The sequence below is a fragment of the Bradyrhizobium sp. SMVTL-02 genome, from assembly GCF_051853005.1.
Taxonomy (GTDB): Bacteria; Pseudomonadota; Alphaproteobacteria; order Rhizobiales; family Xanthobacteraceae; genus Bradyrhizobium.
The window spans coordinates 8085213-8109190 of record NZ_CP182469.1; the positions used below are offsets into that span (position 1 = coordinate 8085213).

A 23978-nucleotide genomic window follows, 5' to 3' on the forward strand; every position below is an offset into this window, starting at 1 on the left:
ATGTTCGAGTTGTCCAAGCTTAACGTACTTACGCTGCCTTCTGCGCTATTGATTGCGCTATTCCCAGCATCCGCAAAAGCGCCGATCTGGAGTTCGAGCGATCATTACGGTACGTTTTCTCTTGATGGCTATTCCTGGAACAACGACGTTTATGGTCAAGATGCCGGGCCTCAGACGATCTCTGTGCATTCGGTCAACCAATGGAGCGTGTGGTCGAACCAACCTGATACTGGCGGCATCAAGAGCTATCCCCACGGAGCTTTCAATGTTGGAAAACTGCTGAGCGCGATCAACCACCTGAGCTCAAGCTATGATCAGAGCGTTCCGGCCAGCGGCCGCTGGAACTTCGCCTACGATATCTGGGACAGCTCAAATGCCTATGAGATAATGCTTTGGACGAACTACACCGGGAATCCCGACGGAAGCGGTGACGTTAAGCCCATTTCTTACAAATATAATTCCTCAGGAACAGCCGCGATCCCAGTCTACACAGGCGTGCGGGTGGGGGGAGCCACTTGGAACGTTTTTGAAGGCTGGAACAATCACAAGGTCATCTCGTTTCTGCGCACTTCCAAGACAAACAGTGAGACCGTGGATATCAAGAGTATCCTGCAATGGACAAGGTCGAAAGGGTATTTCAGTGACATAATCGTCGGCAGCGTCCAATACGGCGTTGAGATAACCTCATCCCCAGGGGGACAACACTTCGACGTCAACCATTGGGGTGTGATCTCGAAGTGACTACCGTGGGACCTTCGATGGGGTGATCGTCCGCCCCTGGATGCCTGCGCTGTATGATGAGATCGTACTGAAACAAGTCAGGCGGGCGTGTGTGGGCCCGACGAAGATCGCCCAAGGCTCATGATGGACAACGGCCCTCGCGCCGCAAGGCTCGCCTCGCAGTGGTTCGCAGCTTCGCTCAGTTCGTCGCAGCGTGTAGCGTCGGGTTGCTGACTTGGTCTGCTCAAGCATGAGGGCATCTATCTCGAGGGCTATACCGATGGCCGAGAGGTCAAGGCAGGGTCGCAAGCTGGATCGCCTTCTACAACGATCGTCGCCTTCATCACGCGCACGGCTATCGAACGCCGATGGCGGTTTGGCGCGAAAGGATGCAGGCAGCGAAGGCCGTGGGCTTAGTGGACAACGCTGACGCGTTGGCCACATGCCCGCAGCAACTGGAGCAGATAGAATTTGTGGCAGCGTGATAGAAAGAGATCAGGAGAGGTCAGTTTCCAACTAACAAACCGGTTCAAGCGGCCCCGCTCCGGGGGTCCAGTTCAATCACGAGAGAACATGGAGGAGAGCACGACAAAGCTTCTCAGGCGACGGCTTTGAGGTCGTGACGGCAATATGTCCACAGACGCAGCTGATCGATGTCGCCGTTTTGATGGCTGTTGAAAATCCTCGTGAGGGCGTCAGTCAGGTAGGCAAGCGGATCGACGACGTTCAGGTTGCACGTTTCGACCAGAGAGGCACTGATGGCCCAGTGATCGTCGCCGATCGATGCGCGGTTGCGCGAGTTCGTCCGCGACGCGCGTGAACATGCTGCGCGCACCGGGCTGATCAACGACATGGTGAACGCCTTCGATCGCAGCGACGATGCGCTCTCCGACCACCGCCTCCCACGATGGCCTGGATGGTGATGGAGCTGGCGCGGCAGCCTGAGGCTCTGCAGCAAGTTCTTCCGCTCTTCCGGCGGCGATAATTTCTATTCCGAGCGGCGTCAGAGTCCCGATCGCGACCGTCCCGCCGGCAGTATTCGGCGGAAGAGAAGATCCGTATCGTGCTGGAAGGACTGCGCGGCGAGGAGAACATCTCGAGCCGTCGTAACGTGGAAATCGTAAGCGCTGTTCAGCGGCCACCTACCGGATGACGGGGTGATCTGCGAGTCTGCGGTTTGTTCGGACCGTTAGGCTTAGAATGGACACAGTGCATAGTGCTATCACGGAGCCGGTGCGCCGGCTTGAGGTCTTCACCGGAGCCGGTCGTCGGCGGAAGTGGAGCGACGAGGACAAGGCGCGGATCGTCGCGGAAATCGTGGCGAGTGGCGACTCAGTGTGTTCCGTGGCTCGACGGCATGGATTGTCGCCGCAGCGGCCGTTTGGCTGGCGGCGTCAGTTGCGAGAAGTCGCAGGCGGTCATTCGGAAGCGGACGAAGTACAGTTTGTGCCGGCGGTGGTGGACGCCGTGGTGCCGATGCCGACCGCTCACCGGGAGCGCAGAGCGGTGCGCAAGGCGGATAGCGGGATCATCGAGATTGAAGTCGACGGCATCACGATCCGAGCCGGTCGTGGAGCGGACCCGACGATGATTGCGTCGATTGTCCAGGCGCTGAAGGCGAGCCGGTGATCGGTCCGTCGTGGGCGATCCGGGTGATGGTGGCGACCAAACCGGTAGACTTCCGCAAGAGAATAGAGGGGCTTGCGACCCTGGTGCGCGAGAGTATGGGGACTGACCCATTCTCAGGAGCTGTCTATGTGTTCAGGGCCAAGCGGGCGGACCGGATCAAGCTGGTGTTCTGGGACGGAACGGGTTGTGTCTGTTCGCCAAGAGGCTCGAGGATGGAATCTTCCGCTGGCCGAAGATCGAGGACGGCGTGATGCGTCTGTCGGCAGCGAAATTGTCGGCGCTGCTGGAGGGGCTCGACTGGCGGCTTGTGCATGAAGCACGGGCGACGCCGGCGCCAACACAAGCGGGATAGTTGTTGGGCGGCGCTGCGGCGAAGTGAATCAGGAGCGTCCGATGCGTCGTCAGATGGCGGCGAATTTGTTCTGAATTGGGTGTGAGCGACGCCCTGCGTGACGATCCCGAGACGCTGAAAGCGATGCTGCTCGCCGAGCGATGCGAGAGCGAACGGCTGCGTCAGATCATCAAGGAATTGCAGCGGCATCGGTTTGGCCGGTGGGCAGAGACGCTGCCTGAAGATCAGATGCTGCTGTGTCTGGAAGACGTCGAGCAGGTCGCCGCGTACGCGAGACGGCGGAGGACGTGAGCGCACCTGAAGGCGCGAGGCGCGGGTTCGCAAGCGCCGCGGCAACCGTGGCGCCTTGCCGACGCACCTGCCGCGGATCGAGGTCGTTGTCGACATCAAGGACAAGACCTGTCCCTGTTGCCAGGGTGAGTTGCACCGGATCGGCGAGGATAGGAGCGAGCGGCTGGACCTGGTCCCGGCGCAGTTCCGGATCCTTGTGACTCGGCGTCCCAAATATGCCTGCCGGGCTTGCGAGGACGGCATCATGCAGGCGCCGGCCCCCGCCCGGCTGATCGAGGGCGGTTTATCGACCGAGGCCACCGTCGCCCAGGTCCTGGTGTCCAAATATGCCGATCACCTGCCGCTCTACCGGCAGGCCCAGATTTACGCCCGCCGGGGCATTGAGCTCGATCGTTCGACGTTGGCGGACTGGGTGGGACAGGCAGCCTTCCACCTGCGTCCGTTGCATGAGCGCCTCCGTTGGCAAGCTCAGGCAAGCGGATTGATGATCGCGGCGGGGGCCAAGGGGCGGCCGCCTTGGAGAGGTGAGGCGACCGCCAGCTGAGCGCTCGATGGAACGATGGCTGTCACGCGACGCCGTTGGAGCAAGAAACGACATAACAGCTCCCGGCAGGTAGTGGCCGCAGCTTATTGCGGTGAGAACCGGCCTGCAAATGTTGCAATGGATGGACCATGACCGAATAGTTTTAGCAGAGGTGCGGCTTTGGCTTCGGAGAAGAGCGAGAACGGGCGTCCAGGCCCAGAGCACCGGAGAACGTTATCCTAAGCGACAACCACGCGGTTGCGGCCGACAAATTTTGCGCGATAGAGTCGCTGGTCGGCGACGTTCAAGAACCCGTCGAGCGTGTCTCCATCGCGCCCGAACTCCGACACTCCAACACTGATGGTGACGCCGACCGATGGTTCGACTCCGACATCGAATGCAGTGCGTTCGATGGCTGATCGAAGGCGCTCGGCGACCGCGCCAGCCGCGTCGAGCGTGGCCCCCGGTAGCAGTACCATGAATTCTTCACCGCCCACGCGCGCGACAGAGTCGTAAGGCCGGATTGCCTCCAGACACTTTCGCACGAATACGCGCAGGACCTCGTCGCCGACGCTGTGACCACGTGAGTCGTTTATATCCTTGAAATGGTCGAGATCGAGCGACAGTAGGGACAACGGAGCTCCGGTCCGCATGGCCCGTGCGATCTCCGCGCCGATATGCTCGATGAAGTGGCGCCGATTCCCGGCGCCGGTTAGTGGATCGGTTGCGGCGAGCCGCTCCAGCCGTTGATTGCTCAATTGCACTTGCTGAAGTGCCTTTTGAGTGTCGGCCATCGACTTGGCCAGGCGGGCGGTCATTTCTTCCTGGCTATAGATGGTGGCGAACGATTGCGTTGTTCGGAAAGCCTGGACGACGCCATAGCTGAGCAGAAAAAATCCGCCGGCGAAGATCGCGTGAGCTAGCCACCACATATGATTCCACGGCGCGGCCAAAATGAATGCGAGCGACGATAGCGCAAACCACGCGACAGAAACGCCAAAAACAAGCATGAGCGGCGAGTGAATCCGTCGCATGAGCAAGACCGCGACGTTCAGCGCATTGAATAGCAATGCGCCGCCCTCCATGGACAGGCGGACCACCGGGTGCCCAGCATAGGGTGAATAGGCGACCAGTGCGACAGCTAAGTCCATCGTAAAGAACAGGCCAATCCACGTCAGCCATGCGCGCGTGTCCGAGCGCTTCTCAAGCCCGTCTGACGGCAAGTTGTAGCTGAGTAGCCCGACGAAGAGCAAAATCGACATCGCCAGGCGCGACGCTGGCCCATAGAGCAGAAACAGCCAAATGTTGCGCTGTGCCATGCCGGTGAAGGCGCCGTGCAGCGTATAGATCAGCACGAAGGCCAGAAAACCAAGGGTCAACCACCTCAACAGAGGCTCGCCTGAAGACCGATAGCAACGCCACGTCACATATGTGACGAACAGTCCCTCCAGGGTGGCGATGGCGATGGCGAATTCGTGGAACAGGTGGTCTTCAAACTTCAGCGCGGGATCTTGCTGAAAATTGAGGTAAGCGATGAACTGAGTGGGCAGCAGGGCGAAGCCAATAATGAGAAGGCTCATATACGCCTGTGTGATCAGCCGCAGCGCGCTGGGCGGCTCGTGCAACATAAGATTGGTACTCATATGCTATGCCGTCATTCCATGATGATCCCACGCGGTCCTTTCATGAACTCGTGGGGCCCTTCTCAAGCACGTTGGAGTCCTGCTGGACCACCAAAGTGACATCCCAACACGCCGGCACGGGTGATCACGCTGAACGGCGTGGAAGTCACAAGAGTTTCGTTTCCGGCCATCGGCTGCACTCATCCGGGCGGGGCTGCGACGCCGCCAGCATAGCCTTGCCATCCAGGACGTGCCGTTGCGGGTTATCTGTTCGAGCCCACCACGTTCAGCCACCCGCTCCGCTAAGGGTAAGGGTAAGGGTAAGGGTATCGTGCGTATTCAGTACAGTATCCCAGCTGCTGCCCCGACTCGTCACGATCTGCGCCATCGGAGGATGATGGAAATCACGAGCTCACTTGAGGAAGGATTCTACGCTTTACCTTACTCAATTGTCTGTTTGCTACCCACTGGTAGCGCCGCTGTGACGACCGGCGCGGACTGGTTCGACTCGGAGCCAGCGCGCGGGATGAGCAACAGCGTAAGTGTCAGCCCGCTTTGATTGAACAGTTTCTTGTACGCCACCTGTGACCTCCGTTCCGCGCGAGTCCCCGGGCAAAATGCGGGACAGAGGTTCCGCTATATACATGAGCTGGCTAAGCTAAGCCCCTGCCAGATCTTGTAGGCGGCCGAAAATTTCGAGCCTGCCAGGACCGGGCATGTCACTTTATGCCAAGCGGCTGGAGCGCGGCCGCATTTTGTGACCGTCGTCGGCGGATGCGGTGGTGACAATCACACCAGTCCAGCTTCGCCATGTTCGACTGCCCTGCAGCCTTCGCAAAGCGGGTGATGTTGCCGGTAAGTAAGGATAACGCTCCTGCGCGGGGCCCGACGCCTTCATCGCCCCTGGCTGGCCCGCTCAGGGTTATCGGTTTGTAGATAACCTCGGCGAGAAGTGTCCGCACTAAAGGGCGGAGATCGTGTGTTCGGGTCCCTGCCTCGTGGTGGTTTGGCGGAAGAAGTCGCAGTGCCCGCCGGTGAATTGTGTCGGATCCCGAATCGTCTGTCATTTGCCCAGGTAGCTGCCTTGCCGGTGAACTATCTTACCGCGGCTTACGGCCTTATGGAACTAGCGGCACTACGCTCTGGACAGAATCTGCTCATACAGGCACTCCGGCCATCAAGATCGGTAGGATGCTCGGAGCCCACATCATAGCCGCAGCCATCCGCGATGGGAAGCGAGCATTCGCCCGCGCCAAAGGGGCCGCGGAGCTCATCGAACTACACTGCGCAAGATTGAGGAAGACCCTTTCAGGGCTTGCGGCCGCAGGTATGTGATGTGCCGCGCCCACGTTGTCGGTACGCCTCCGTCTGGAATGCTAACCAATGGCAGTCGCGGCTCAAACAGCGGAGCACGTACGGCACGCTCCGCATCTCCCTTCCGAGCCAGATCAGACGAACTAAATTACGGCATCGGAAACGGTGTGTGCCACGGGTGCGCAATTATTACCCGCTTCTAAGGCGCGATCGGTATGTTTCGCCTTGGTTGAAGCGGCGGCTGCGAACCAGACGACCTTCAGCCCTTCGCGCCAGAGGCCTTTAACGCTTGCCAAACTGGCTGGTTGGCCTGCTTGAACCTCCTCCGAATTGATGGACACCCGTAGTAGGCTCGAAGAGCCAGGAGGTGTCGGATGGAAGGACGTCAACGTCGCTCGTTTACCGATGACTACAAGCGGCAAGCGGTTGATCTCGTAGCGTCTAGCGGTCGCTCGATCGGCTCGGTTGCCAAGGAACTTGGCTTGCGTGATTCCGTGCTACGGCGGTGGGTGGAGCAGCGAGGGGCCCGGCTGGAGCCGACGGCGGCGGCGCGGCGCCCCGCAACGCAGGCGACGCTGCCGTCGGCGGACCACGCGGCGGAGATCGCTCGTCTGCAGCGCGAGAACGACCGGCTGCGCACGGAGCGCGATATTTTAAAAAAGTCCATTGCGATCTTTGCTGGAGTTCAGAAATGAGATTTCGCTTCATCGAAGATCGCCGCGCCGACTATCCAGTGACGATCATGTGCGACGTGCTTGGCGTCTCGCCTGCTGGATATTACGCCTGGCGAGCGCGCCCTGAGAGCCAGCAGGCCATTGCCAACCGTGAGCTCGTCGACGACATCAAGCGGGTTCATCGCGACACAAACGGCCGCTACGGCAGCCCGCGCATCCATGCCGAGCTGAGAGCCCAAGGCCGTGGAGCGAGCCGTGGTCGCATCGAGCGGTTGATGCGTCGTCACGGTATCAGAGCCATCATGGCGAGGCCGCGACGGGTGCGCACCACCGACAGCCGTCACGATTTCCCGATCGCGGCGAACTTGCTCGAGCGCAACTTCGTCGCCGCCGCGCCGAACCGCATCTGGCTCGCCGACATCACCTATGTCCAGACTGATCAGGGCTGGCTCTATCTGGCCACGGTCATGGACCTCTACAGCCGCAAGATCGTCGGCTGGGCGATGGCGGATCATTTGCGCGCCGAGCTGCCTCTGGCGGCGTTGCGGATGGCAATCGCGGCGCAGCGGCCAAATGCCGGCCTGATCCACCATTCCGATCGCGGCGTTCAATATGCCTCGGCGGATTATCGCAAGCTGATGCAAGCCACCGGCCTCAGAGCCTCGATGAGCCGCAAGGGCGACTGCTATGACAATGCCCCGATGGAGAGCTTCTTTCACACGCTCAAGACGGAGCTCGTTCACCACCGGCACTATGAAACGCGGGCAGAAGCCACACGGGATCTCTTTGCCTATATCGAGGGCTTCTACAATCGAGTTCGCCGTCACTCCGCCATCGGCTTTATCAGCCCGATCGAGATGGAGCTAAAAGCAGCTTAACCCTGTCCATTTTTTCGGTGGAGGATCAGCTCGACGGGATTCCGCTAAGGCGGTGCTTAGCAAGGACCAGGACTGGCCGCCCGCTTGCTTTAGGCTCTTTAGACGCGCCCGGCGTCCGGCTCGGTTGCTATGATAAAACGTACCGCGTAATAGCCCTTGAGGACGCATTCGCGTTGAGGCATGTTGAGCCGGCCGCCGATCAGGAACGCGCGTGAAACGCCTTTCCAGGCGCTAGCAACGTGGACGGCAGCCGTCGATCAGGCGCGTCACCAGTTCGGTAAGTGCCTTTCGCTTCTTCTGAACGACCCAGCCCGGCCGCCCGCCTCTAGTGGCCCCGACCCTCGGCAGCCGGCGATCGCCGCAGCCCGACTGAATTGTCGGCGCTCGAACCAGCTGTTTTTCTTGCGAAGAGCGTTGCGGATCGCGTGCTGGTCGAGGTGATCAACACGCCTTTGGTCTTCTCGCCGCGACGTGCCTTCTTGCCGTCACGCATCGCCGGCCTTCTTCAACGCCACGAAGGCGGCGATAATTCCAATTAGGATCTTACAAGGAAGAGTTCTTAGCGGTGGAGGTGGTTTCCGGCGGCAATCCGGATGGAAGCGGCGATCCTCTGCCGATGACAGCAGACAATGCTTATCGATCGCATTATCCACGCGCCATCGGCCGATGGTGATGCAGGTCGGGTCGAGATCTCACACGATGTTGCACTCTTGTGAGCTTCGCCCCTTGCGCAGCCATTCTCGCTCGTGGAGCGGCCGGTAAAAAGTTGCTCTCCTTGTCAGAAGTTGGACAATCCCCCTGTCAGACCTAGCGACGTCGAGGTCATCCTTTCGTGCCAAATGAGTGTCTCCTTTGGCACGACACCTGCACGGCGGTCCGCATCAGGTGCGTCACCGCATAAACTCTTGAGGAGCGGATCATGGTAAACGCAGAGATGCGCACGGGCGGCCACTCTTCATTTACCCCCCGTTCGCGCAGAGCTCTATTCACTCCATACAATTTGGCCGAGCACGGCATGACCGAGGCAATAACGAACCAATGTTCATTTCACGCGCATAGCTTATGGATCCAGGACAATGGCGGGTGGCCTCGATAGGTTTGGCTTGTGGTTAGGTCTCTCGGCGGCTCTGCTGGTCGCTGCATGCAGTGGCGAACAGTCCAGCGATACGCCTGCCGCACCACCAGAAGTAAGGCTGCCCTCCGTCACGTGCTGACAGTGAAGCCGGAGGCAGTGACGCTCGCTGACGAACTGCCGGGACGCGTGGCTGCTTACCGAATCGCCGAGATTAGGCCTCAGGTCGGCGGGATCATTGAAAAGCGCCTGTTCGACGAAGGTTAGGAGGTCCAGGTCGGGCAAGGGCTGTTTCAGATCAACCCTGATCCATTCAAAGCGGAGGTCGACAACGCGGCCGCAGAGCTTCAGCGAGCTGAATCCAGTCTGGTGTGCTATTGAAAGTAAGTTCGACCGTGCAAGACAGCTGGTGACGAGTAATGCGATCAGCCGTGATGCATAATGATGCGATCGCCAATCTTGCTCCAGGCGAAGGCAAATGTGGCTGAGGCGCGGGCTATCTTCGGACAAGGACAGGAGTTCGCGCGCCGACGCCGGGCCGATCGGCGGGTCAACATGACTGCCTCGATGATGCGCCTTGGTGGGCGGTGCGTGGGAGACTCACTCAGCATTCTCCAAGGATACCCGGAACATGTAAAACAGGAGGTCGGTTCGAGCCAACCCCAATTGTACAGGCGAAACCCATAGGTTATTGTAGTCTTGCTCGAAGCAAATGGCCGTTAACTACCAATAGCTACCGCGGCGACGGAAGCACCGTCTGATTCTAAAAGCAGTCATTCGTCGTGACGGGGTCAGAGGTTCGAGTGCTATTTGCGACATCACTCAACCTAATGAATTGCTCCCGAGTCCTTGCGCGATTCGGGGTGTAATAACGTCAGTCCCGGCGACCGAGGGCAGGTCAATCCCCTCGCTGTCGTGCCGGTTGATCGCCGTGGCCTGCAGGCCAGCGTTCGGCCGGTTCGCAATGCGCAATCGGTATCGAGCCAAAGACGTTCATGGATAGCCAGCGCAGCCCCAGGCTGGCCACCTTTGCTCCTGAGAGGATCACGTTCCCCAAGCGTCACCAGATAATGGCGCAGACAAGTAACCGGGGCACCTACCAGAATCGGCCGGTTCGTCCTCCTCGACCAATCTCTAAGCTGGTCCGACAGCTTGCAGAGATGGGAGACACCCGCATGCCCAAACGCGTGCGCATTCGTTGCATAAACAAGACTGACAGGCGAAACGCACACGAGAGAATCAAAAATGTCGGCGGGGTAAATTTCGGACGGAACGCGATGGAAGCTATCCGTTAAGAAGACTATCCGAGACCTCGAAAGCCGTGTGAGTACTACGTCGAAGAATGAGACGTCACGGTCGAGGTCATCGTCGCCACCGACGGCCGACACAAGTACATCAAGACGACAGTGGACGGAATTCAACCGGACACACTCCTTTCCCTCCCTGAGTATCCGTGATGCTTATCGTATCCTAGATCGCCGGTAGTGCGGGCGCAACTCGGCGCCGTTCGGCTGCGCGGCGTCAGGCGCTGTCTCCGCCACGCCCGCACTACCCTTCGAGTTAGCGGCAACGTGACTCGGCGCATGGTCGCCCTTCAGCTCATGCGCCGTCGCTGCCACACCCCCTTAAACTCAAACGATCTTGTATCGCGGCTAGCTTACCGAAAGCTGCCAGACTGCGCGGCAATTCACAAACGAAAAGCGACCCGTGTGGGCCGCTCGCCGTCCAAGGGAATGAAGCTCGCGCTGAACTTGGCGCTGGCACCGGTGGTGTCCCAGCTGTCGGTGGGTCGGCAGACCACTCGTCATAGAGGGCGCGCTGCTCTTGATCATCGCTTCTTGATCATCAGAGAACAGCCAGGGCGGTGGCTCGTCTTTGTCCCCGGTACCCATAGTCATGTCCCTGATTAGCACCACCGCAAGGGACGGCGGCCATTTTGAGCCATCGGTAAAGCCGACAAAATCATCGAACCGGACGAGGTGATGCATCGCTTCGGGGGCAGCATCAACGATCGCCTGAATCCGCCCTGGCTACCTTGGTCGGTGTTGAAAATCTCCCGCGTGCCGTACCTCTCCAGCGCCTCTTCCAGAGCCGCCACGCAGAACGAGACGTCCATCGTGTTCGACAACCGCCACGCCAGAACCGCACGGCTCGCCCAGTCGATGATGGCGACGAGATAAAGAAAGCCACGGCCGATGGGCAGGTACGTGATGTCGGTCCGCCTTGCCTGCTTTGGCCGGTCGATCGTCAAGTTGCGCAACAGACAGGGATAGATCCTGTGGCCCGACGCTGGCCTCGTCGTGTTCGGCCTTGGTCCCGGCGCCGCGATGCCCATCTTGCGCATCAACCGCTCCACGCACTTGCGATTGACCTGAAGCCCCTCATCCTTCACTATCGCGGTCAATGGGCATGCGAGTGTCTCCCATCTCTGGAAGCTGTCGGATCAGCTCAGAGATTGGTCGACGGGGAGGGGACGGCCAATTCTGGTAGTTGTGCCAGGGCTTTTTCTGATCGATGTACCCTATGATCCTCCACCGAAAAAATGGACAGGGTTAAGCTGCTTTTAGCTCCATCTCGATCGGGCTGATAAAGCCGATGGCGGAGTGACGGCGAACTCGATTGTAGAAGCCCTCGATATAGGCAAAGAGATCCCGTGTGGCTTCTGCCCGCGTTTCATAGTGCCGGTGGTGAACGAGCTCCGTCTTGAGCGTGTGAAAGAAGCTCTCCATCGGGGCATTGTCATAGCAGTCGCCCTTGCGGCTCATCGAGGCTCTGAGGCCGGTGGCTTGCATCAGCTTGCGATAATCCGCCGAGGCATATTGAACGCCGCGATCGGAATGGTGGATCAGGCCGGCATTTGGCCGCTGCGCCGCGATTGCCATCCGCAACGCCGCCAGAGGCAGCTCGGCGCGCAAATGATCCGCCATCGCCCAGCCGACGATCTTGCGGCTGTAGAGGTCCATGACCGTGGCCAGATAGAGCCAGCCCTGATCAGTCTGGACATAGGTGATGTCGGCGAGCCAGATGCGGTTCGGCGCGGCGGCGACGAAGTTGCGCTCGAGCAAGTTCGCCGCGATCGGGAAATCGTGACGGCTGTCGGTGGTGCGCACCCGTCGCGGCCTCGCCATGATGGCTCTGATACCGTGACGACGCATCAACCGCTCGATGCGACCACGGCTCGCTCCACGGCCTTGGGCTCTCAGCTCGGCATGGATGCGCGGGCTGCCGTAGCGGCCGTTTGTGTCGCGATGAACCCGCTTGATGTCGTCGACGAGCTCACGGTTGGCAATGGCCTGCTGGCTCTCAGGGCGCGCTCGCCAGGCGTAATATCCAGCAGGCGAGACGCCAAGCACGTCGCACATGATCGTCACTGGATAGTCGGCGCGGCGATCTTCGATGAAGCGAAATCTCATTTCTGAACTCCAGCAAAGATCGCAATGGACTTTTTTAAAATATCGCGCTCCATGCGCAGCCGGTCGTTCTCGCGCTGCAGACGAGCGATCTCCGCCGCGTGGTCCGCCGACGGCAGCGTCGCCTGCGTTGCGGGGCGCCGCGCCGCCGCCGTCGGCTCCAGCCGGGCCCCTCGCTGCTCCACCCACCGCCGTAGCACGGAATCACGCAAGCCAAGTTCCTTGGCAACCGAGCCGATCGAGCGACCGCTAGACGCTACGAGATCAACCGCTTGCCGCTTGTAGTCATCGGTAAACGAGCGACGTTGACGTCCTTCCATCCGACACCTCCTGGCTCTTCGAGCCTACTACGGGTGTCCATCAATTCGGAGGAGGTTCACTACGGCCAGCTTGTTCCGCCGTGGAGGCTGGCAGCGTTGGACTTAGCGGCGCGTGTTTGGGACAGCGCTTCTTCTCTCGGATCACAAGCGTCGAGCCACGTGCCCGCTAACTTCTACCATGGATGATCCGAGCGGGCGGTGTTCACCAGAGGTTATGCCGATGACCGGTGTTCCAATACTTCGTCACGCGCTACAAGGGCCAATGAGCGGTTTCGCTCAAGGATGTGTACTCCGGCACACCCGGGGCGGTTCAAAGCTTGATCACCTTTCACAGAAGAGCGACACGGCGAAGGCCTTGCGTTATGCGCTGCGTCATTGGGACGGCCTGACGCTCTGACTTGATGACGGGGGCACGAGATGGACACGAATGCTGTCGAGCGTGCGATGCGGCCAATTAAGCTCAACGCCAAGAACTCTCTTTTTGCCGGTTGCGACGAGGGCGCCGAATTGGGCAGTTCTGGCTTCGTTAATCGAGACAGCCCTATGCCGCGCGCATAGACAGGTTGCGACCAGAGGCGATGATGGCCCAGTGCTCGGCGCCGCCGTCGGAACCTGCGAACAGCACATTTTCCGGTTGAGCGTGATGGGACAGATCGTACGGATCCGGTGTAGGCCTCAGGCGGGTTGGTTCATTCCCGTGCCAGCGCTGAGCAGCTTGGGGTTTTCTTTGTGGAACCTGACGAACTCGATCAGGTTTTCGATGCCAAAGTCGCAGAACGCCTGAACACCATCTTCGCCGACGCCATAGACCCACTGGCCGCTCTCTACAGCCTTTTGCGACATGCCGATTCAGACTCTCCGCGAAATATAGCCATCGGGGCACCCACCGGGAATCTGGCAGACTGAACAATCCGCCTCCAGCATTGGTCACGTCAAATGTCGTCGTTAAGTCAGGTCCTTGCGATCAAAGCTACCAAAAGTGGCAGGTGCCACATATTGGAGATCGTGTTACCCTCTGAAGGTTGATTGAGCTGAGCCGCGAAACCAATCACAACGTTACAGTTCAGAGAGGAGACGTTCAATGGCATCGAGCGTAGCTGAAGACGAGAAACGCCGTACACAGCAAGCGCCGCAAGTGACCCAGGCATCGGCTGCTGAGCCAGGTGGCGCCGCCGAGCACACTAAGCAGTCGACGGCAGCCACGCGCGCTTCATTCGTGTTTGCAGATTGGCAGAAGTCGATCGAAGCAACGACAAACTTCTTCGCGGCGGCTTTGAAAGACGGCTTGAGATTGACTGCTTCCTCTTTGCACGATCACGCCAATTTTCTAAAAGTCGTTGCTGAGGTCAAAGCGCCCTCCGAGTTGCTGAAAAGCTATCTGGACTTGGCAGAGCGATCTTGGTCGAGATCGTTCAGTGAAGGCTCGAAGTTGTTGGATAATCTCAAGATACAACAACATCAGCGTTGAGCAGTCGAATCGATGTAGATCATATAAGCGACGACGAGCTTGGGGCGGTCGCCTAGTACTTTCCCAAGATCGTCTGATCGGCCAGTTCTGATGGCAATGCGCCTTCGGTAAAGCAAAGCATTTTCGAGCGCCCGGTGGTCAGCTCATTGTCGCCGTTTGCTGAAAACGGACGCGGGTGTAAGATAAGAGCAGGAAGGCCGTCCAGGCATTGGTGCTCGCAATTTGTATTATAAGGCCACGATCGGAGCAGCGACAGCATTGCTTATGTGCCGGTCCGCACCGTGGCTGCAGGCGCACCTTGAAAGAACTCGGAAGCCGCGAGCCAAAGGGCGCTGGCGGCGTGGGTTCCTTGGCATGAGCGCCTCGATTTCTGTCCTGGGCCAGCCATTAGGGATACGCTGAAGCGTTGTGGTGATCATGCGAATGAACGACGTTGTTCATATTAGCAGCCTACAGCAGTGATGATCACCGCTTTTCATCCGCGAGCTCGCTGATTATGCCGCAAGCCGGATTATGCGTAAGCGCTTAGCCTTAACCCTTGCTTCGGGATCTGGATAGCTATGCGAAGAAGCCTCCGGCTTTGGACGGAGGTTTTGGATGGAGTTGGACAGCAAAAAAGACGTCCATTTGGACGGCCCATCGGCGGGGTCGGTGAGCCGGCTGGAAGTTCTTGAAGGACCGTCGGGGCGGCGCGTGCGTTCGGAAGCTGAGAGAGCTCGGATTGTCGCTGAGAGTCTGTTGCCCGGTGCCCAGGTGTCCGAGGTCGCGCGCAAGCACGGAGCGACGCGCTGGCAGATTTACGATTGGCGACGGCGGTTTCGACAGCGAGGCATGTTGCCGCCGGGCGAGGCACCCCCGCCGACATTCGCTCCGCTGGTCGTGGAACGCGCATTGGGGGAGCTTCCTGCTCCGGCGATCAAGCTTGAGATCGCGATTGGTGATATCGTGCTGCGGACGGATACGGCCATCGATGCCGAGCAGCTGTCCCGGGTGATCCGCGTGCTGCGAGCATCCCGATGATTGCGGCCGGTGCTGATCTGAAGATTTACGTTGCAACGCGGCCGATCGAGTTCCGCTGTGGCCACGAGGGGCTTGTGCAGGAGATGCTTCGTCTTGACCCGTTCAGCGGCGCAGCCTTCGTGTTCCGATCGAAACGAGCGGACCGAATCAAGAGTTTGGCGTGGGACCGAACGGGACTGGTGTTGGTTCACAAGCGCCTCGAAGGTTGCAAGTTCGTTTGGCCAACGATCGCGGACGGCGTGATGCGGATATCGCCGGCGGTGTTCGCGGCACTGTTCGAGGGGCTGGATTGGAGGTTGGTCCGCCCGGAAGAAGCACGGCGCCCCCAGGCGGCGGGATAACGGCGGCAGAATGACTCGGCAGCTATTTCGAGCGTGGCACGCGCGGCGCCGATGTGCTCGAAATAGCGCATGAGCATCGCGGCGCTGCGCGACGAAAACGAACGCCTGGAGGCGCTTTTGGCGCAAACGCAGGCGGCCTTGAGCGAGCATCAGGGGGCGCTGGCGGCGTCGGAGGAAGCGCGGCGTCGGCTGGAGGTCATCCTCGGCGAATTGCGGCGCGACAGGTTCGGCGCGAAGTCCGAGAAGCTGCGGCCAGATCAGTATCACTTACCGTTGGAAGACGTGGAGATCGCGCAAGGCATCCTGGACGCGGCGCAGGAGAGAGCCGAGGCTGTGATCAAGGGCCGATCGCGGAGCGTGCCGGATCAAGGTTCTCATCGCAATCGCGGCTGCTTGCCTGCCCATTTGCCGCGGGTGGAACGGATCATCGAGCCTGCAAGCACGCTCTGCCCGTGCGGTTGCGGCGCCATGACGAAGATCGGCGAGGACGTCAGCCAGCGCCTTGACGTGATCCCGGCGCAATGGCGCGTGCTGGTCACGCGCCGGCCAAAATATATCTGTCGTCGCTGTTCGGGGCCAGTCGTGCAGGCGCACGCACCGGAGCACGTCGTGCCCGGTGGGCTGCCGACCGAAGCGGCCATCGCGCACGTGATCGTCTCCAAATTTGGCGACCATACGCCATTTTACCGTCAGGCCGAGATCTGTGCGCGCCAGGGGATCCGGCTTGATCGGGCGACACTGGGCAACTGGTCTGGCCGCGCCTGCTTCCATCTTCAGCCCATCGCGGACCACATGCGCCACCACCTGGCCATGGCGGATCGGCTGTTCATGGATGAGACCAAGGCGCCGATACTCGATCCGGGGCGCGGCCAAACGAAGAAGGGCTACTTCTGGGCGATCGCTTCAGACGACCGCGGCCATAGCGGGCCAAGTCCGCCGATCGTGCTGTTCCGATATGCCCTGGTCGCAGCGGTGCCTTTGCTGAGCAGTTCCTCGAAGGTTTTGGCGGACGCTATCTGCAATGCGATGCCTATGACGGGTATGACCGGTTGAGCGAAGTCATTCGACCGCAAGGGCCATGGACGCTCGTGCATTGCTGGAGCCATTTGCGCCGGCGCTTCGTCAAATTGGTGCGCAACAGCAAGTCACCGATCGCCGAGGCCGCTGTTCGGCACATCGCGCAGCTTTACGCCATCGAAGCCATGGTGCGCGGCTCATCGCCGGACATCCGGCTGGCCGCGCGCAAAGAGCACTCGCTGCCAATGGTAGCCGCGTTAAAGTCGTGGTTCGAGAAACAGCTTTCGATGATCTCCAGCGGTTCGACCCTCGCCGAGGATATCCGCTATGCGCTCAATCATCGGCAGGGGCTGACCCGCTTCCTCGAAGACGAGCGTCTCGAGCTCGACACCAACCCGGTCGAGAACGCCATCCGGCCAGTCTGCTTGACCAGGAAAAACGCCCTCTTCGCCGGTCATGAGATCGGGGCAGAAAACTGGGCCTTGCTCGCGTCGATCGTCGCCACCTGCAAGCTCAACGACGTCAATCCGGCCGCCTACATCGCCGAAACACTCGAGGCGATCATCGACGGCCATCCCTATAGCAGAATCGGCGACCTCATGCCGTGGCGCTTCCGCAAGGCGTCAAGCCTGCGTCCATAGGGTGGCGGCTGAGCGCTTACGATTATGCCGCATGAGCAGTCTTCTTCGCTTCGAGGCCGGCACCCGTTGGTCGTCACGTCGCTGCGCGGGGACCAGGTCGGGTTCTTTCATAGCCGTCGGCGTAGACGGCGTTGATGGTCTCGGGCGTTAGATGGCGATGAAAGGCGGACGTTCTCCGTCGAGTCGACCGCCGAGAAGTCGCCCCGCGGCGGGCGCACGCGGCAGCCTTCTCCCTTGCGTGTTTCATGCAGTGCGTTAGGACCCTAGCTTGCGTCGGTGTAATGGCCCATCAATGGGCGCGCCGAGAGCCCGGGGCTGAACTCAGGATTGTATGAACTCCTTAAGCTTATCGATCACTGTTTACCTGGAGTTGCGGTTTCCGAAAGGATATCGATGACCTCGAGCTTGGCGTCATACTCCTCGTATGTGCCGAGCACGGGTTCGCCAAGTGCAATATTGTGCACGGGATCGACAATCGAGGGTGAGTCGTAAGTTAAGGAGGTGGGTCCAGTAAACTGAACTTCTTCGCCTAGCTCGTCGCGTCGCAACGTTCGCGCGGTGCACCATTTGACGAGCTGCGTTACTGCACCCTTCCCGCGCTCATTGATGGGGGGCAGATGCCGAACCGAGTAGAAATACGTCCGCGCAGAAAACATCTGTTGCGAACTCGAGCTCATGCGCTCGTCCGGTTGAGCGGTAAGAGTCAGCAGGCGCTTGCCAGCTGGACGCTCGAGCGTACCCTGAATTAGGCCAGCTTCTCTAATCAGAGTAATGTGCGCCAGCTTTTTTGGAGCACCAAGAACCTCTCGCCCCGAGGCAAGCGCTGCATCATTCGTTGTCACGTAAATGTAAGGAATGTAAAAGCCGGTTTCACCGCCGGGATCGCGAACTTGAATTCCTGAATAGCACTCCAAGTACGGCCCCACGGTGCTTGAGGGATAGCTCGCGACCCCCACAATGGCGATTGAAGGGTTTGCTACAGGTACTAATCCCTTCGGCAATAGAGACGAGACCTCGTGCCCCACGCTGAATACAAGGTTTATGGCTTGGCAGCCGAGAAACGCGCTGCCACGGCCTTTGCTCCCACGGTAGAGAGGCGCATCAAACGGAATACCTTTGACGTCGGGCATCGCATTCCTCCTGTCTCTTGGAGTGTTTGGACGCAACTGTAGATTCAGCTAACTCATCTCACCAAGAGTATTAGGTTGTTGAAGCCTCCTGAAGAGACTGTGATGTGCAACTTCCAATGCGGCTCGGTGATCCGTCGGCTCATAGATCCGGTGATCGCGATCGTCTTACAGACGACGCATCCAGTTCTGCGCGTTGCACCTCAATTCTGTGCTCAGAATGAGCCTGACGATTGTGCGTTCATTCCGGCGAAGCGTGCTCACCGACGATGACGCTACTCGACAGGCCTCTCTATCTGTCGTCTGCAACGTCGATGCCAAGCACCTCATCGGGCGTTATAGGACTCGCTCGGCTGAAGATGTCGAATTGGAGTACGAGGAGGCCGCCGACAACCTCCGCCTCTTCTTCTGTTGCCTTTCCGCTTGTTTGATTGGCGACGCGGAATGTCGAAAGCCCGACATGATCAAGCGGGACATAAACGGATGAGGAGCTCGCATGGCTCAAAGTTGTGGGTGGCTCGACTAAGCCTTCATAAGTCGAAACGCTTTCGCTGTGCATGGCCCGAAACGCATGCTAGCGGATACCCAGGTCGCGTAAGAAGATCGGAACAGCTGTAGCAACTCTGCAAGAGTTGCTGGAGTTTGCATTCGTATCAGATTCTCGGCGCGTCGATTGCACAGGGTGGATACTCCAATTCGCAAGGCTCGGAGAACCTCATGCGTTCTGCGCCCCACTCCCGCGGCCAGCCACCAAGAGCTCAGTACGTGCACCTGTGCGGAACCGGCATTGCGTCGCCTGCGGTCCACACCCATCTTGCGGAGGAAGCTCGGTCGTGAATTGTTGGGCTCAACAAGGTGGCCCAATGTCGCGAAGCCAATTCAACACTCCGACGGTAACGCCTGAGCGGCGGACGCGTGTCCACGACGTGAAATCGTTATCGAGTTGGTTTTTACGCCGAGTTACACGGGGACTCCGACAACCATCGGGCATCGCAGCGCGACACAGCAGATCGACCAGGGGCCAATTGAGAGCATAGTGGATGTCGCAAAGAGCTTGCACCACCACACTGTCGAGGAAGCAAAATTATGGGACGTGTCAGCGAAAAAGTCATTCTGGTGACCGGCGGGGCTCGAGGGATGGGGGCCGCTCATGCGCGCCTGCTGGTAGCGGAGGGAGCAAAAGTCGTGATCACCGATATTCTTCATAAGGAAGGAGAGGCCTTCGCGGCCGGCCTTGGCGCATCCGCGATCTATCTGTACCAAGACGTTGCTCAGCCAGAGGAATGGTGCCAAGCGATCGCGGCTGCGGAGAACAAGTTTGGCGCGCTGCATGGCCTTGTTAACAATGCCGGCATAGCCAGTATTGCTCCTATCGAGCAGTTTCCGCTCGAGCAGTGGACGAAGACCCTTGCTGTCAATCTCACCGGTGTATTTTTGGGAATGCAGACTGCCCTGCCGGCCATGCGCCGCGCGGGCGGAGGCTCGATCGTCAACATCTCGTCGGTCGAGGGGCTGAGGGGTAGTGCAGGGCTTCACGCCTACGTTGCTTCCAAGTTTGGCGTGCGGGGCATAACCAAGTCCGCTGCTTTGGAGGCCGCGGCGTCTGGGGTTCGCATCAACTCAGTCCATCCGGGGTTAATCAACACTTGGATGACAAAGGACTTCGATTGTTCCAGTTTTCCCATTCCGCTTGGGCGGGCAGCCGAGCCGCCAGAAGTGTCGCAGGTAGTGTTGTTCCTGCTCAGTGACGAGTCCTCTTATCTTACGGGTTCCGAAATCGTCGTCGATGGCGGTCTGACGATTGGCATCCCGTACAAGTGTCAGGCGCCCGAAAGCATCTTCTGACTAGAAGTTGACCAATTGTCACATAGAACAAGATCTGAGGTTGCGATGTAGTACAGCAGTGGGAACTACGAAGCCTATGCTCGTCTCCGCAAGCCGTGGACAGCAAGACGGCGTGGTTCGTTGGTTCACGCTTGGCGGCGCTCTCCGGCTTGGCCGCCGGTGCTAGGTGTTTAGTCCCGGCATTTGCTGGAGCGGGTTGAGTTTGAATCGCTCGGGCTGGGAAGTCCAGCATTTGCAAATGTATTTGTAGGGTGTGAGGCCCTTCAGGGTCTTCAGCCGCCGAGCATAGTTGTAGGCCTTGATGCAGTCGGCAAGGTGAGCTTCGAGCTGATCGTTGTCGATCGTAGTAATAGCGTTGGACGGTCGCTTCCTTGATCGTGCGGTTCATGCGTTCGACCTGGCCATTATCCGGTATGTGATCTGCGGTGCCTTTTCGTCCGGTTGTTCTCTTCTGAGAACGGCATTATGGTGAGCCCATCCGGGACGCGGGGCACCGGGAGCACGAAGGTGCGGGCAGGCCGCCGATAGACAGTGGGCTGAGAGCCCGAGCTCGTTACATGGCCGCCCCTTGCGACTTTCCCGGATGCGCCGCGAGCGCGGATAAGTAGATGTCGTGTTGCCCGCCAGCTCCCGTTTCGTCAGACCGGAAAGGGAGCAGACATGCGCATTATAGGACTTGATATCCACCGCGCCTTTGCGGAAGCGGTGGCTTGGGAGGATGGCAAACTCAGACGTCTCGGCCGCGTGGACATGCGACGTGCGCTGTTGACCGCGTTCGCCGAACGGCTTTCGAAGGACGATGTCGTCGTCGTCGAGGCGACCGGGAATGCCGCAGCGGTCGCGGCGGCCTGCGGGCCGCGCCACGGTCGCGATGCGGCGCGGCCGCGCTGCGGCAGTAAACGGCGCCTACTATGCCTTTCCGGACATCCATTGGCGGAAGATTCGAACGAAGAATCCGCTCGAGCGCATCATGAAGGAGATCCGGCGACGAACCCGTGTCGTCGGCGCCTTTCCCGACGGCCAATTCCGTCTCAACTTGGCGGCGGCCCGGCTGCGGCACATTGCCGGCACGGCGTGGTCGACCAAATGTTACACGAACATGCGACCGGTCTATCAGCCTCAACTCTCTGCAAACGGAGCCGTCGCCTGATCAAAAGTGCGAAAGAGTCTGGACAGTACCGATCGGCGAACAGGCGGGATGCCCGCTTGTAGAGGACGGAGAAGCCGTCGCGGCAGGCTTTGTTGCCGAGCGCACAGGCAAGCCAGGACTTGCCGGTGCCGGTTGGGCCGACAATGACCAGGTGGTTGGCATCACGGATCCATTGGCAGGTAGCGAGGGTCTGGAAGAGCGAACGATCGAGGCCGCGGGCGGTGCGATAGTCGACGTTCTCGATAGCGGCAGTTTGACGGAGCTTGGCACTGGTCAAGCGCCGCATGAGGCGGCGGTTGTCGCGGGCGGTGACCTCGCGATCGACGAGGAGGCCGGGCCAATCGGGGTGCGGCATCCCGGCCGCCTCGGGATTGTTCTGCAGTTCGACGAGGGTATCGGCCATGGCGGCGAGGCCGAGGGCGCGCAAGCGATCGACAGTGGGGTGAATGAGCACGATGATCTTCGATCAGTTGTAGTAGCTGCCGGCCACGGATGTTGGCGTGGAAGAGGATGGGCGCCTCCCCGGCGGGAGGAGCGGTTCTGTCGGTGCCGGTCTTGAGGATGGCGGCGACCCATTTGTAGGAACGGGCGTTGAGCAGAAGGGCACGAGCGCAGGCGGCGTCGACGCGCTCCTGGCCATAGCGCTTGACCAGGGAGAGAATTGCCGATGGCGAAGCGGAAGCCCTGTTCCGGATGCGGCCGCGACTGCAGGATGACGTCGATCAGCGTCTCGGCATCGGGACCGACCTTGGCGGCTTCGGAACGAATGCGCTCATGGGTCCAGTCGCGATAGCGGTGATGTGAGCTCGGCATATGCTCGGGAATCGTCGTCGGGCGATGCGGCAAGGTGCTGCGTAGATGCGACGCCACTAGCTTGCCGCGGAGGAAAATCTCGACGGTCTTTTGGGGTGATGCGAGTCTCGGCCTCCTGATGCACAAGGTTGTGAGGAACGCTGTGGTGATGCTTGGCGATCTCGACGTGATAATCGAGGTTGACCCAGCAGCGCTTCCACTCGGCATACTCGTAGGGCTCATCCGGCAATGGGGTCAGCGCCGGCCGATCGAGCTCCTCGAGCAAGTCGCGCCGACTTGTCCCCAGCTGCGCAGCGGTGGATCGTTCGCCTCGACAAGGAGCGCGTGGATCGCCTCGTTGAGGGCGGCGAGCGAGAAGAAGCGGCGGTTGCGCAGGCGCGCCAGGATCCATCGCCCGACGATTTGGACCCCGACTTCGACCTTGGCTTTGTTGCGCGGCCGATACGGCCGTGCCGGCAAGATGGCGGTGCGGTAATGGCGGGCGAGATCGGCATAGCCGGTCAACCACCTCCATGGTGTGGCCGGAATAGTCGACGAACAGCTTCTCGCCGACGACATGGACCTGGCGCAGGGTCGGCTTGATACGGCCGGACCATTCCTTGTAGCGTTCGCAGAACCACGAATAGCTGAAGCTGTCGGAGCTTGCGTCGCAATACTCCTCCCACAACAGCATCAGCGTGACATTCGGGCGCCGCAGCTCGCGGTGCACGAGCGCCCAATCGGGCTGCGGACGCTCGTCGCCAGGCCGATCGGATGGTGGCGGATATAGGCCGTTCTCGAGCCGGACGTCGTCATCCAGCTCCGGCGGCAACGGCCAGGTCAGGCCGGCGCGGCGGGTTCGGTTCAGGTACTTACTGACCGTGCCCTGGACCCAGCCCAGGCTGCGGGCAACGCCGCGTTGCGACATGCCAACGCTGTAGTGCAGGCGTAGAACTTCACGAATATGGCGCATGGACAGTCTCTCGGTCGGCATCTCGATCCTCTGCGGTTAGGCAAAAGACCAAGCTACCCGGGTTGCAGACTGTCAGCCGTGCGCGCCTCCTGGTTGCCCTCTATCGCGATCGCTGGAAATAGCGATCACGATCGTCTGGAAATTGATCACGATGCTCTGGAATGGGTGATTCGATGGCCTGGAACGATGATCACGAGCGGCTGGAACGCGCAGTCATCCGCGTGGATGCGCTCGGCTGCGAAGACGTGGCTCCGAATCGCATCGACCAGAGGCATCAGGGTTGCCGCGGAGGCACCTACCCAGTCCGCGAGGGTCGATACGTCGAGGTCGATGCCTTCACGCTGATAGACATCGCTCTGACGATGAAGCGGCAGGTGCAGGCCGTACTTGGCGAACAGGACATGGGCCAGCAGCTTGGACCCTGCATTCCCGCGCGCGATCGGATGGGAGGGGGCCGGCGGTTGAGTGATCGCTTCGCAGGCCCGGCAGACGAGCTTCTCGCGCACGTGCTGGATCACCTTCCACTGGCGCGGAACGAGCTCCAGCGTCTCGGTTACGCAATCGGCTGTCGCCGCAGCACAGGCAGGTGGCCGGCACCGGATAGACAATGCGCTCCCGCGGCAAATGCTCCGGCAGCGGCCGGCGGGCTGGCTTGCGGCCCTCGAACGATGGCAGCGCTACCTTCTCGGCTGCCATCTGCGCCCTCTCAGCTTGAGCCGCACTCTCCTCCAAATCGGGTAGCTTTAACTCGAGTTGGCAGCAACGCGCCTCGCTCGGAGGACTGCTCGAAGGGCAGCGC

General features: G+C 60.0%; 17 protein-coding genes and 11 pseudogenes. 17 read left to right on the forward strand and 11 right to left on the reverse strand.

Annotation, left to right across the window (positions count from 1 at the left end; translation table 11 throughout):
- The gene (locus ACNJYB_RS38705; RefSeq protein ID WP_061883115.1) at positions 1-741 is read left to right on the forward strand and encodes a glycosyl hydrolase; all 741 of its coding nucleotides are present in this window, start codon (positions 1-3) and stop codon (positions 739-741) included.
- Between the two features lie 577 nt (positions 742-1318).
- On the opposite strand, the gene ACNJYB_RS38710 is transcribed toward ACNJYB_RS38705, so the two are convergent.
- Positions 1319-1573, reverse strand: coding sequence for a transposase domain-containing protein (locus ACNJYB_RS38710; protein ID WP_082822285.1), 255 nt, complete (start codon positions 1571-1573; stop codon positions 1319-1321).
- Here ACNJYB_RS38710 and ACNJYB_RS38715 point away from each other — a divergent pair.
- From ACNJYB_RS38715 to ACNJYB_RS38730, 4 genes and pseudogenes are all read left to right on the forward strand, one after another.
- A pseudogene (locus ACNJYB_RS38715) lies at positions 1500-1663 on the forward strand (cytochrome P450); the annotation flags it as partial. The gene ACNJYB_RS38710 and the pseudogene ACNJYB_RS38715 overlap by 74 nt on opposite strands.
- Positions 1664-1920: 257 nt before the next feature.
- Positions 1921-2349 carry an IS66-like element accessory protein TnpA gene (gene tnpA, locus ACNJYB_RS38720; protein WP_439371766.1) on the forward strand — a complete coding sequence of 143 codons (429 nt, stop codon included), beginning with the start codon at positions 1921-1923 and terminating at the stop codon, positions 2347-2349.
- Positions 2346-2701 (forward strand): annotated as a pseudogene (tnpB, locus tag ACNJYB_RS38725) (IS66 family insertion sequence element accessory protein TnpB). Before tnpA (ACNJYB_RS38720) ends, tnpB (ACNJYB_RS38725) begins: the two are co-directional and overlap by 4 nt.
- A gap of 123 nt (positions 2702-2824) precedes the next feature.
- Positions 2825-3485 (forward strand): annotated as a pseudogene (locus tag ACNJYB_RS38730) (IS66 family transposase zinc-finger binding domain-containing protein); the annotation flags it as partial.
- 269 nt (positions 3486-3754) lie between these two features.
- Here the strand turns inward: ACNJYB_RS38730 and ACNJYB_RS38735 are convergent.
- Positions 3755-5158, reverse strand: coding sequence for a GGDEF domain-containing protein (locus ACNJYB_RS38735; protein WP_439371767.1), 1404 nt, complete (start codon positions 5156-5158; stop codon positions 3755-3757).
- 1667 nt (positions 5159-6825) lie between these two features.
- Here ACNJYB_RS38735 and ACNJYB_RS38740 point away from each other — a divergent pair.
- The 3 genes from ACNJYB_RS38740 to ACNJYB_RS38750 all read left to right on the forward strand — a co-directional run bounded on the left by ACNJYB_RS38740 (position 6826) and on the right by ACNJYB_RS38750 (position 10532).
- Positions 6826-8003, forward strand: a protein-coding gene (locus ACNJYB_RS38740) for an IS3 family transposase (RefSeq protein WP_439371768.1) whose coding sequence is annotated in 2 segments (ribosomal slippage) — positions 6826-7123 and positions 7123-8003 — 1179 coding nt in all. Because the reading frame shifts where the segments join, the coding sequence is not laid out codon by codon here.
- A gap of 374 nt (positions 8004-8377) precedes the next feature.
- The gene (locus ACNJYB_RS38745) at positions 8378-8542 is read left to right on the forward strand and encodes a hypothetical protein (RefSeq protein WP_156504765.1); all 165 of its coding nucleotides are present in this window, start codon (positions 8378-8380) and stop codon (positions 8540-8542) included.
- A gap of 1927 nt (positions 8543-10469) precedes the next feature.
- Positions 10470-10532, forward strand: a complete 63-nt coding sequence (locus ACNJYB_RS38750; RefSeq protein ID WP_439375755.1) for a hypothetical protein — start codon at positions 10470-10472, stop codon at positions 10530-10532.
- 569 nt (positions 10533-11101) lie between these two features.
- Here ACNJYB_RS38750 and ACNJYB_RS38755 read toward each other — a convergent pair.
- Positions 11102-11455, reverse strand: a pseudogene (locus tag ACNJYB_RS38755) (DDE-type integrase/transposase/recombinase); the annotation flags it as partial.
- A gap of 172 nt (positions 11456-11627) precedes the next feature.
- Positions 11628-12805, reverse strand: a protein-coding gene (locus ACNJYB_RS38760; RefSeq protein WP_439368046.1) for an IS3 family transposase whose coding sequence is annotated in 2 segments (ribosomal slippage) — positions 11628-12508 and positions 12508-12805 — 1179 coding nt in all. Because the reading frame shifts where the segments join, the coding sequence is not laid out codon by codon here.
- Positions 12806-13115: 310 nt separating this feature from the next.
- Here ACNJYB_RS38760 and ACNJYB_RS38765 point away from each other — a divergent pair.
- Positions 13116-13343: pseudogene (locus ACNJYB_RS38765) on the forward strand (IS66 family transposase); the annotation flags it as partial.
- 137 nt (positions 13344-13480) lie between these two features.
- Here the strand turns inward: ACNJYB_RS38765 and ACNJYB_RS38770 are convergent.
- Positions 13481-13648 carry a hypothetical protein gene (locus ACNJYB_RS38770; RefSeq protein ID WP_156504658.1) on the reverse strand — a complete coding sequence of 56 codons (168 nt, stop codon included), beginning with the start codon at positions 13646-13648 and terminating at the stop codon, positions 13481-13483.
- Between the two features lie 238 nt (positions 13649-13886).
- Here ACNJYB_RS38770 and ACNJYB_RS38775 point away from each other — a divergent pair, with 238 nt between their 5' ends.
- Positions 13887-14273 (forward strand): hypothetical protein, encoded by a 387-nt coding sequence (locus ACNJYB_RS38775; RefSeq protein WP_061876649.1) that lies wholly within the window; start codon positions 13887-13889, stop codon positions 14271-14273.
- A gap of 52 nt (positions 14274-14325) precedes the next feature.
- On the opposite strand, the gene ACNJYB_RS38780 is transcribed toward ACNJYB_RS38775, so the two are convergent.
- A complete protein-coding gene (locus tag ACNJYB_RS38780; protein ID WP_197488604.1) occupies positions 14326-14532 on the reverse strand; it encodes a hypothetical protein in 207 nt (68 codons plus the stop codon).
- A gap of 338 nt (positions 14533-14870) precedes the next feature.
- On the opposite strand from ACNJYB_RS38780, the gene tnpA (ACNJYB_RS38785) reads away from it, so the two are divergent.
- From tnpA (ACNJYB_RS38785) to tnpC, 3 genes and pseudogenes are all read left to right on the forward strand, one after another.
- On the forward strand, positions 14871-15293 hold the full coding sequence (gene tnpA, locus ACNJYB_RS38785) for an IS66-like element accessory protein TnpA (protein WP_439371769.1): 423 nt from the start codon (positions 14871-14873) through the stop codon (positions 15291-15293).
- Entirely contained in the window at positions 15290-15634 is a 345-nt protein-coding gene (tnpB, locus tag ACNJYB_RS38790) for an IS66 family insertion sequence element accessory protein TnpB (protein ID WP_439371770.1), read from the forward strand. The genes tnpA (ACNJYB_RS38785) and tnpB (ACNJYB_RS38790) overlap by 4 nt, the downstream gene beginning before the upstream one ends.
- Before the next feature lie 69 nt (positions 15635-15703).
- Positions 15704-17292 (forward strand): annotated as a pseudogene (gene tnpC, locus ACNJYB_RS38795) (IS66 family transposase).
- A gap of 353 nt (positions 17293-17645) precedes the next feature.
- On the opposite strand, the gene ACNJYB_RS38800 reads toward tnpC, so the two are convergent.
- Positions 17646-18422 (reverse strand): acetoacetate decarboxylase family protein, encoded by a 777-nt coding sequence (locus ACNJYB_RS38800; RefSeq protein ID WP_439371771.1) that lies wholly within the window; start codon positions 18420-18422, stop codon positions 17646-17648.
- A gap of 217 nt (positions 18423-18639) precedes the next feature.
- On the opposite strand from ACNJYB_RS38800, the gene ACNJYB_RS38805 reads away from it, so the two are divergent.
- Positions 18640-18906, forward strand: coding sequence for a hypothetical protein (locus ACNJYB_RS38805; RefSeq protein ID WP_439371772.1), 267 nt, complete (start codon positions 18640-18642; stop codon positions 18904-18906).
- 599 nt (positions 18907-19505) lie between these two features.
- On the forward strand, positions 19506-20264 hold the full coding sequence (locus ACNJYB_RS38810) for a glucose 1-dehydrogenase (RefSeq protein WP_439371728.1): 759 nt from the start codon (positions 19506-19508) through the stop codon (positions 20262-20264).
- 162 nt (positions 20265-20426) lie between these two features.
- Here ACNJYB_RS38810 and ACNJYB_RS38815 read toward each other — a convergent pair.
- A pseudogene (locus tag ACNJYB_RS38815) lies at positions 20427-20670 on the reverse strand (integrase core domain-containing protein); the annotation flags it as partial.
- Between the two features lie 254 nt (positions 20671-20924).
- On the opposite strand from ACNJYB_RS38815, the pseudogene ACNJYB_RS38820 reads away from it, so the two are divergent.
- Together ACNJYB_RS38820 and ACNJYB_RS38825 are read left to right on the forward strand one after the other, a co-directional pair.
- Positions 20925-21152 (forward strand): annotated as a pseudogene (locus tag ACNJYB_RS38820) (IS110 family transposase); the annotation flags it as partial.
- Between the two features lie 19 nt (positions 21153-21171).
- Positions 21172-21414: pseudogene (locus ACNJYB_RS38825) on the forward strand (transposase); the annotation flags it as partial.
- Here the strand turns inward: ACNJYB_RS38825 and ACNJYB_RS38830 are convergent.
- From ACNJYB_RS38830 to ACNJYB_RS38840, 3 genes and pseudogenes are all read right to left on the reverse strand, one after another.
- Positions 21296-21817 (reverse strand): ATP-binding protein, encoded by a 522-nt coding sequence (locus tag ACNJYB_RS38830; RefSeq protein WP_439371773.1) that lies wholly within the window; start codon positions 21815-21817, stop codon positions 21296-21298. The pseudogene ACNJYB_RS38825 and the gene ACNJYB_RS38830 overlap by 119 nt on opposite strands.
- 67 nt (positions 21818-21884) lie before the next feature.
- Positions 21885-23179 (reverse strand): annotated as a pseudogene (locus tag ACNJYB_RS38835) (Mu transposase domain-containing protein); the annotation flags it as partial.
- 212 nt (positions 23180-23391) lie between these two features.
- A pseudogene (locus tag ACNJYB_RS38840) lies at positions 23392-23935 on the reverse strand (IS66 family transposase); the annotation flags it as partial.
- Between the last annotated feature and the right edge of the window lie 43 nt (positions 23936-23978).

Bases quoted from the DNA above. Each gene is read 5' to 3' on its own strand.
- ACNJYB_RS38770 (WP_156504658.1), bottom strand. From the start codon at position 13,648: ATGTCGCAAAAGGCTGTAGAGAGCGGCCAGTGGGTCTATGGCGTCGGC.
- ACNJYB_RS38780 (WP_197488604.1), bottom strand. From the start codon at position 14,532: ATGCTGTCGCTGCTCCGATCGTGGCCTTATAATACAAATTGCGAGCAC.
- ACNJYB_RS38810 (WP_439371728.1), top strand. From the start codon at position 19,506: ATGGGACGTGTCAGCGAAAAAGTCATTCTGGTGACCGGCGGGGCTCGA.
- tnpB (WP_439371770.1), top strand. From the start codon at position 15,290: ATGATTGCGGCCGGTGCTGATCTGAAGATTTACGTTGCAACGCGGCCG.
- ACNJYB_RS38805 (WP_439371772.1), top strand. From the start codon at position 18,640: ATGAGCCTGACGATTGTGCGTTCATTCCGGCGAAGCGTGCTCACCGAC.
- ACNJYB_RS38705 (WP_061883115.1), top strand. From the start codon at position 1: ATGTTCGAGTTGTCCAAGCTTAACGTACTTACGCTGCCTTCTGCGCTA.
- ACNJYB_RS38735 (WP_439371767.1), bottom strand. From the start codon at position 5,158: ATGAGTACCAATCTTATGTTGCACGAGCCGCCCAGCGCGCTGCGGCTG.
- tnpA (WP_439371766.1), top strand. From the start codon at position 1,921: ATGGACACAGTGCATAGTGCTATCACGGAGCCGGTGCGCCGGCTTGAG.
- ACNJYB_RS38800 (WP_439371771.1), bottom strand. From the start codon at position 18,422: ATGCCCGACGTCAAAGGTATTCCGTTTGATGCGCCTCTCTACCGTGGG.
- ACNJYB_RS38775 (WP_061876649.1), top strand. From the start codon at position 13,887: ATGGCATCGAGCGTAGCTGAAGACGAGAAACGCCGTACACAGCAAGCG.
- tnpA (WP_439371769.1), top strand. From the start codon at position 14,871: ATGGAGTTGGACAGCAAAAAAGACGTCCATTTGGACGGCCCATCGGCG.
- ACNJYB_RS38830 (WP_439371773.1), bottom strand. From the start codon at position 21,817: ATGGCCGATACCCTCGTCGAACTGCAGAACAATCCCGAGGCGGCCGGG.
- ACNJYB_RS38710 (WP_082822285.1), bottom strand. From the start codon at position 1,573: ATGTCGTTGATCAGCCCGGTGCGCGCAGCATGTTCACGCGCGTCGCGG.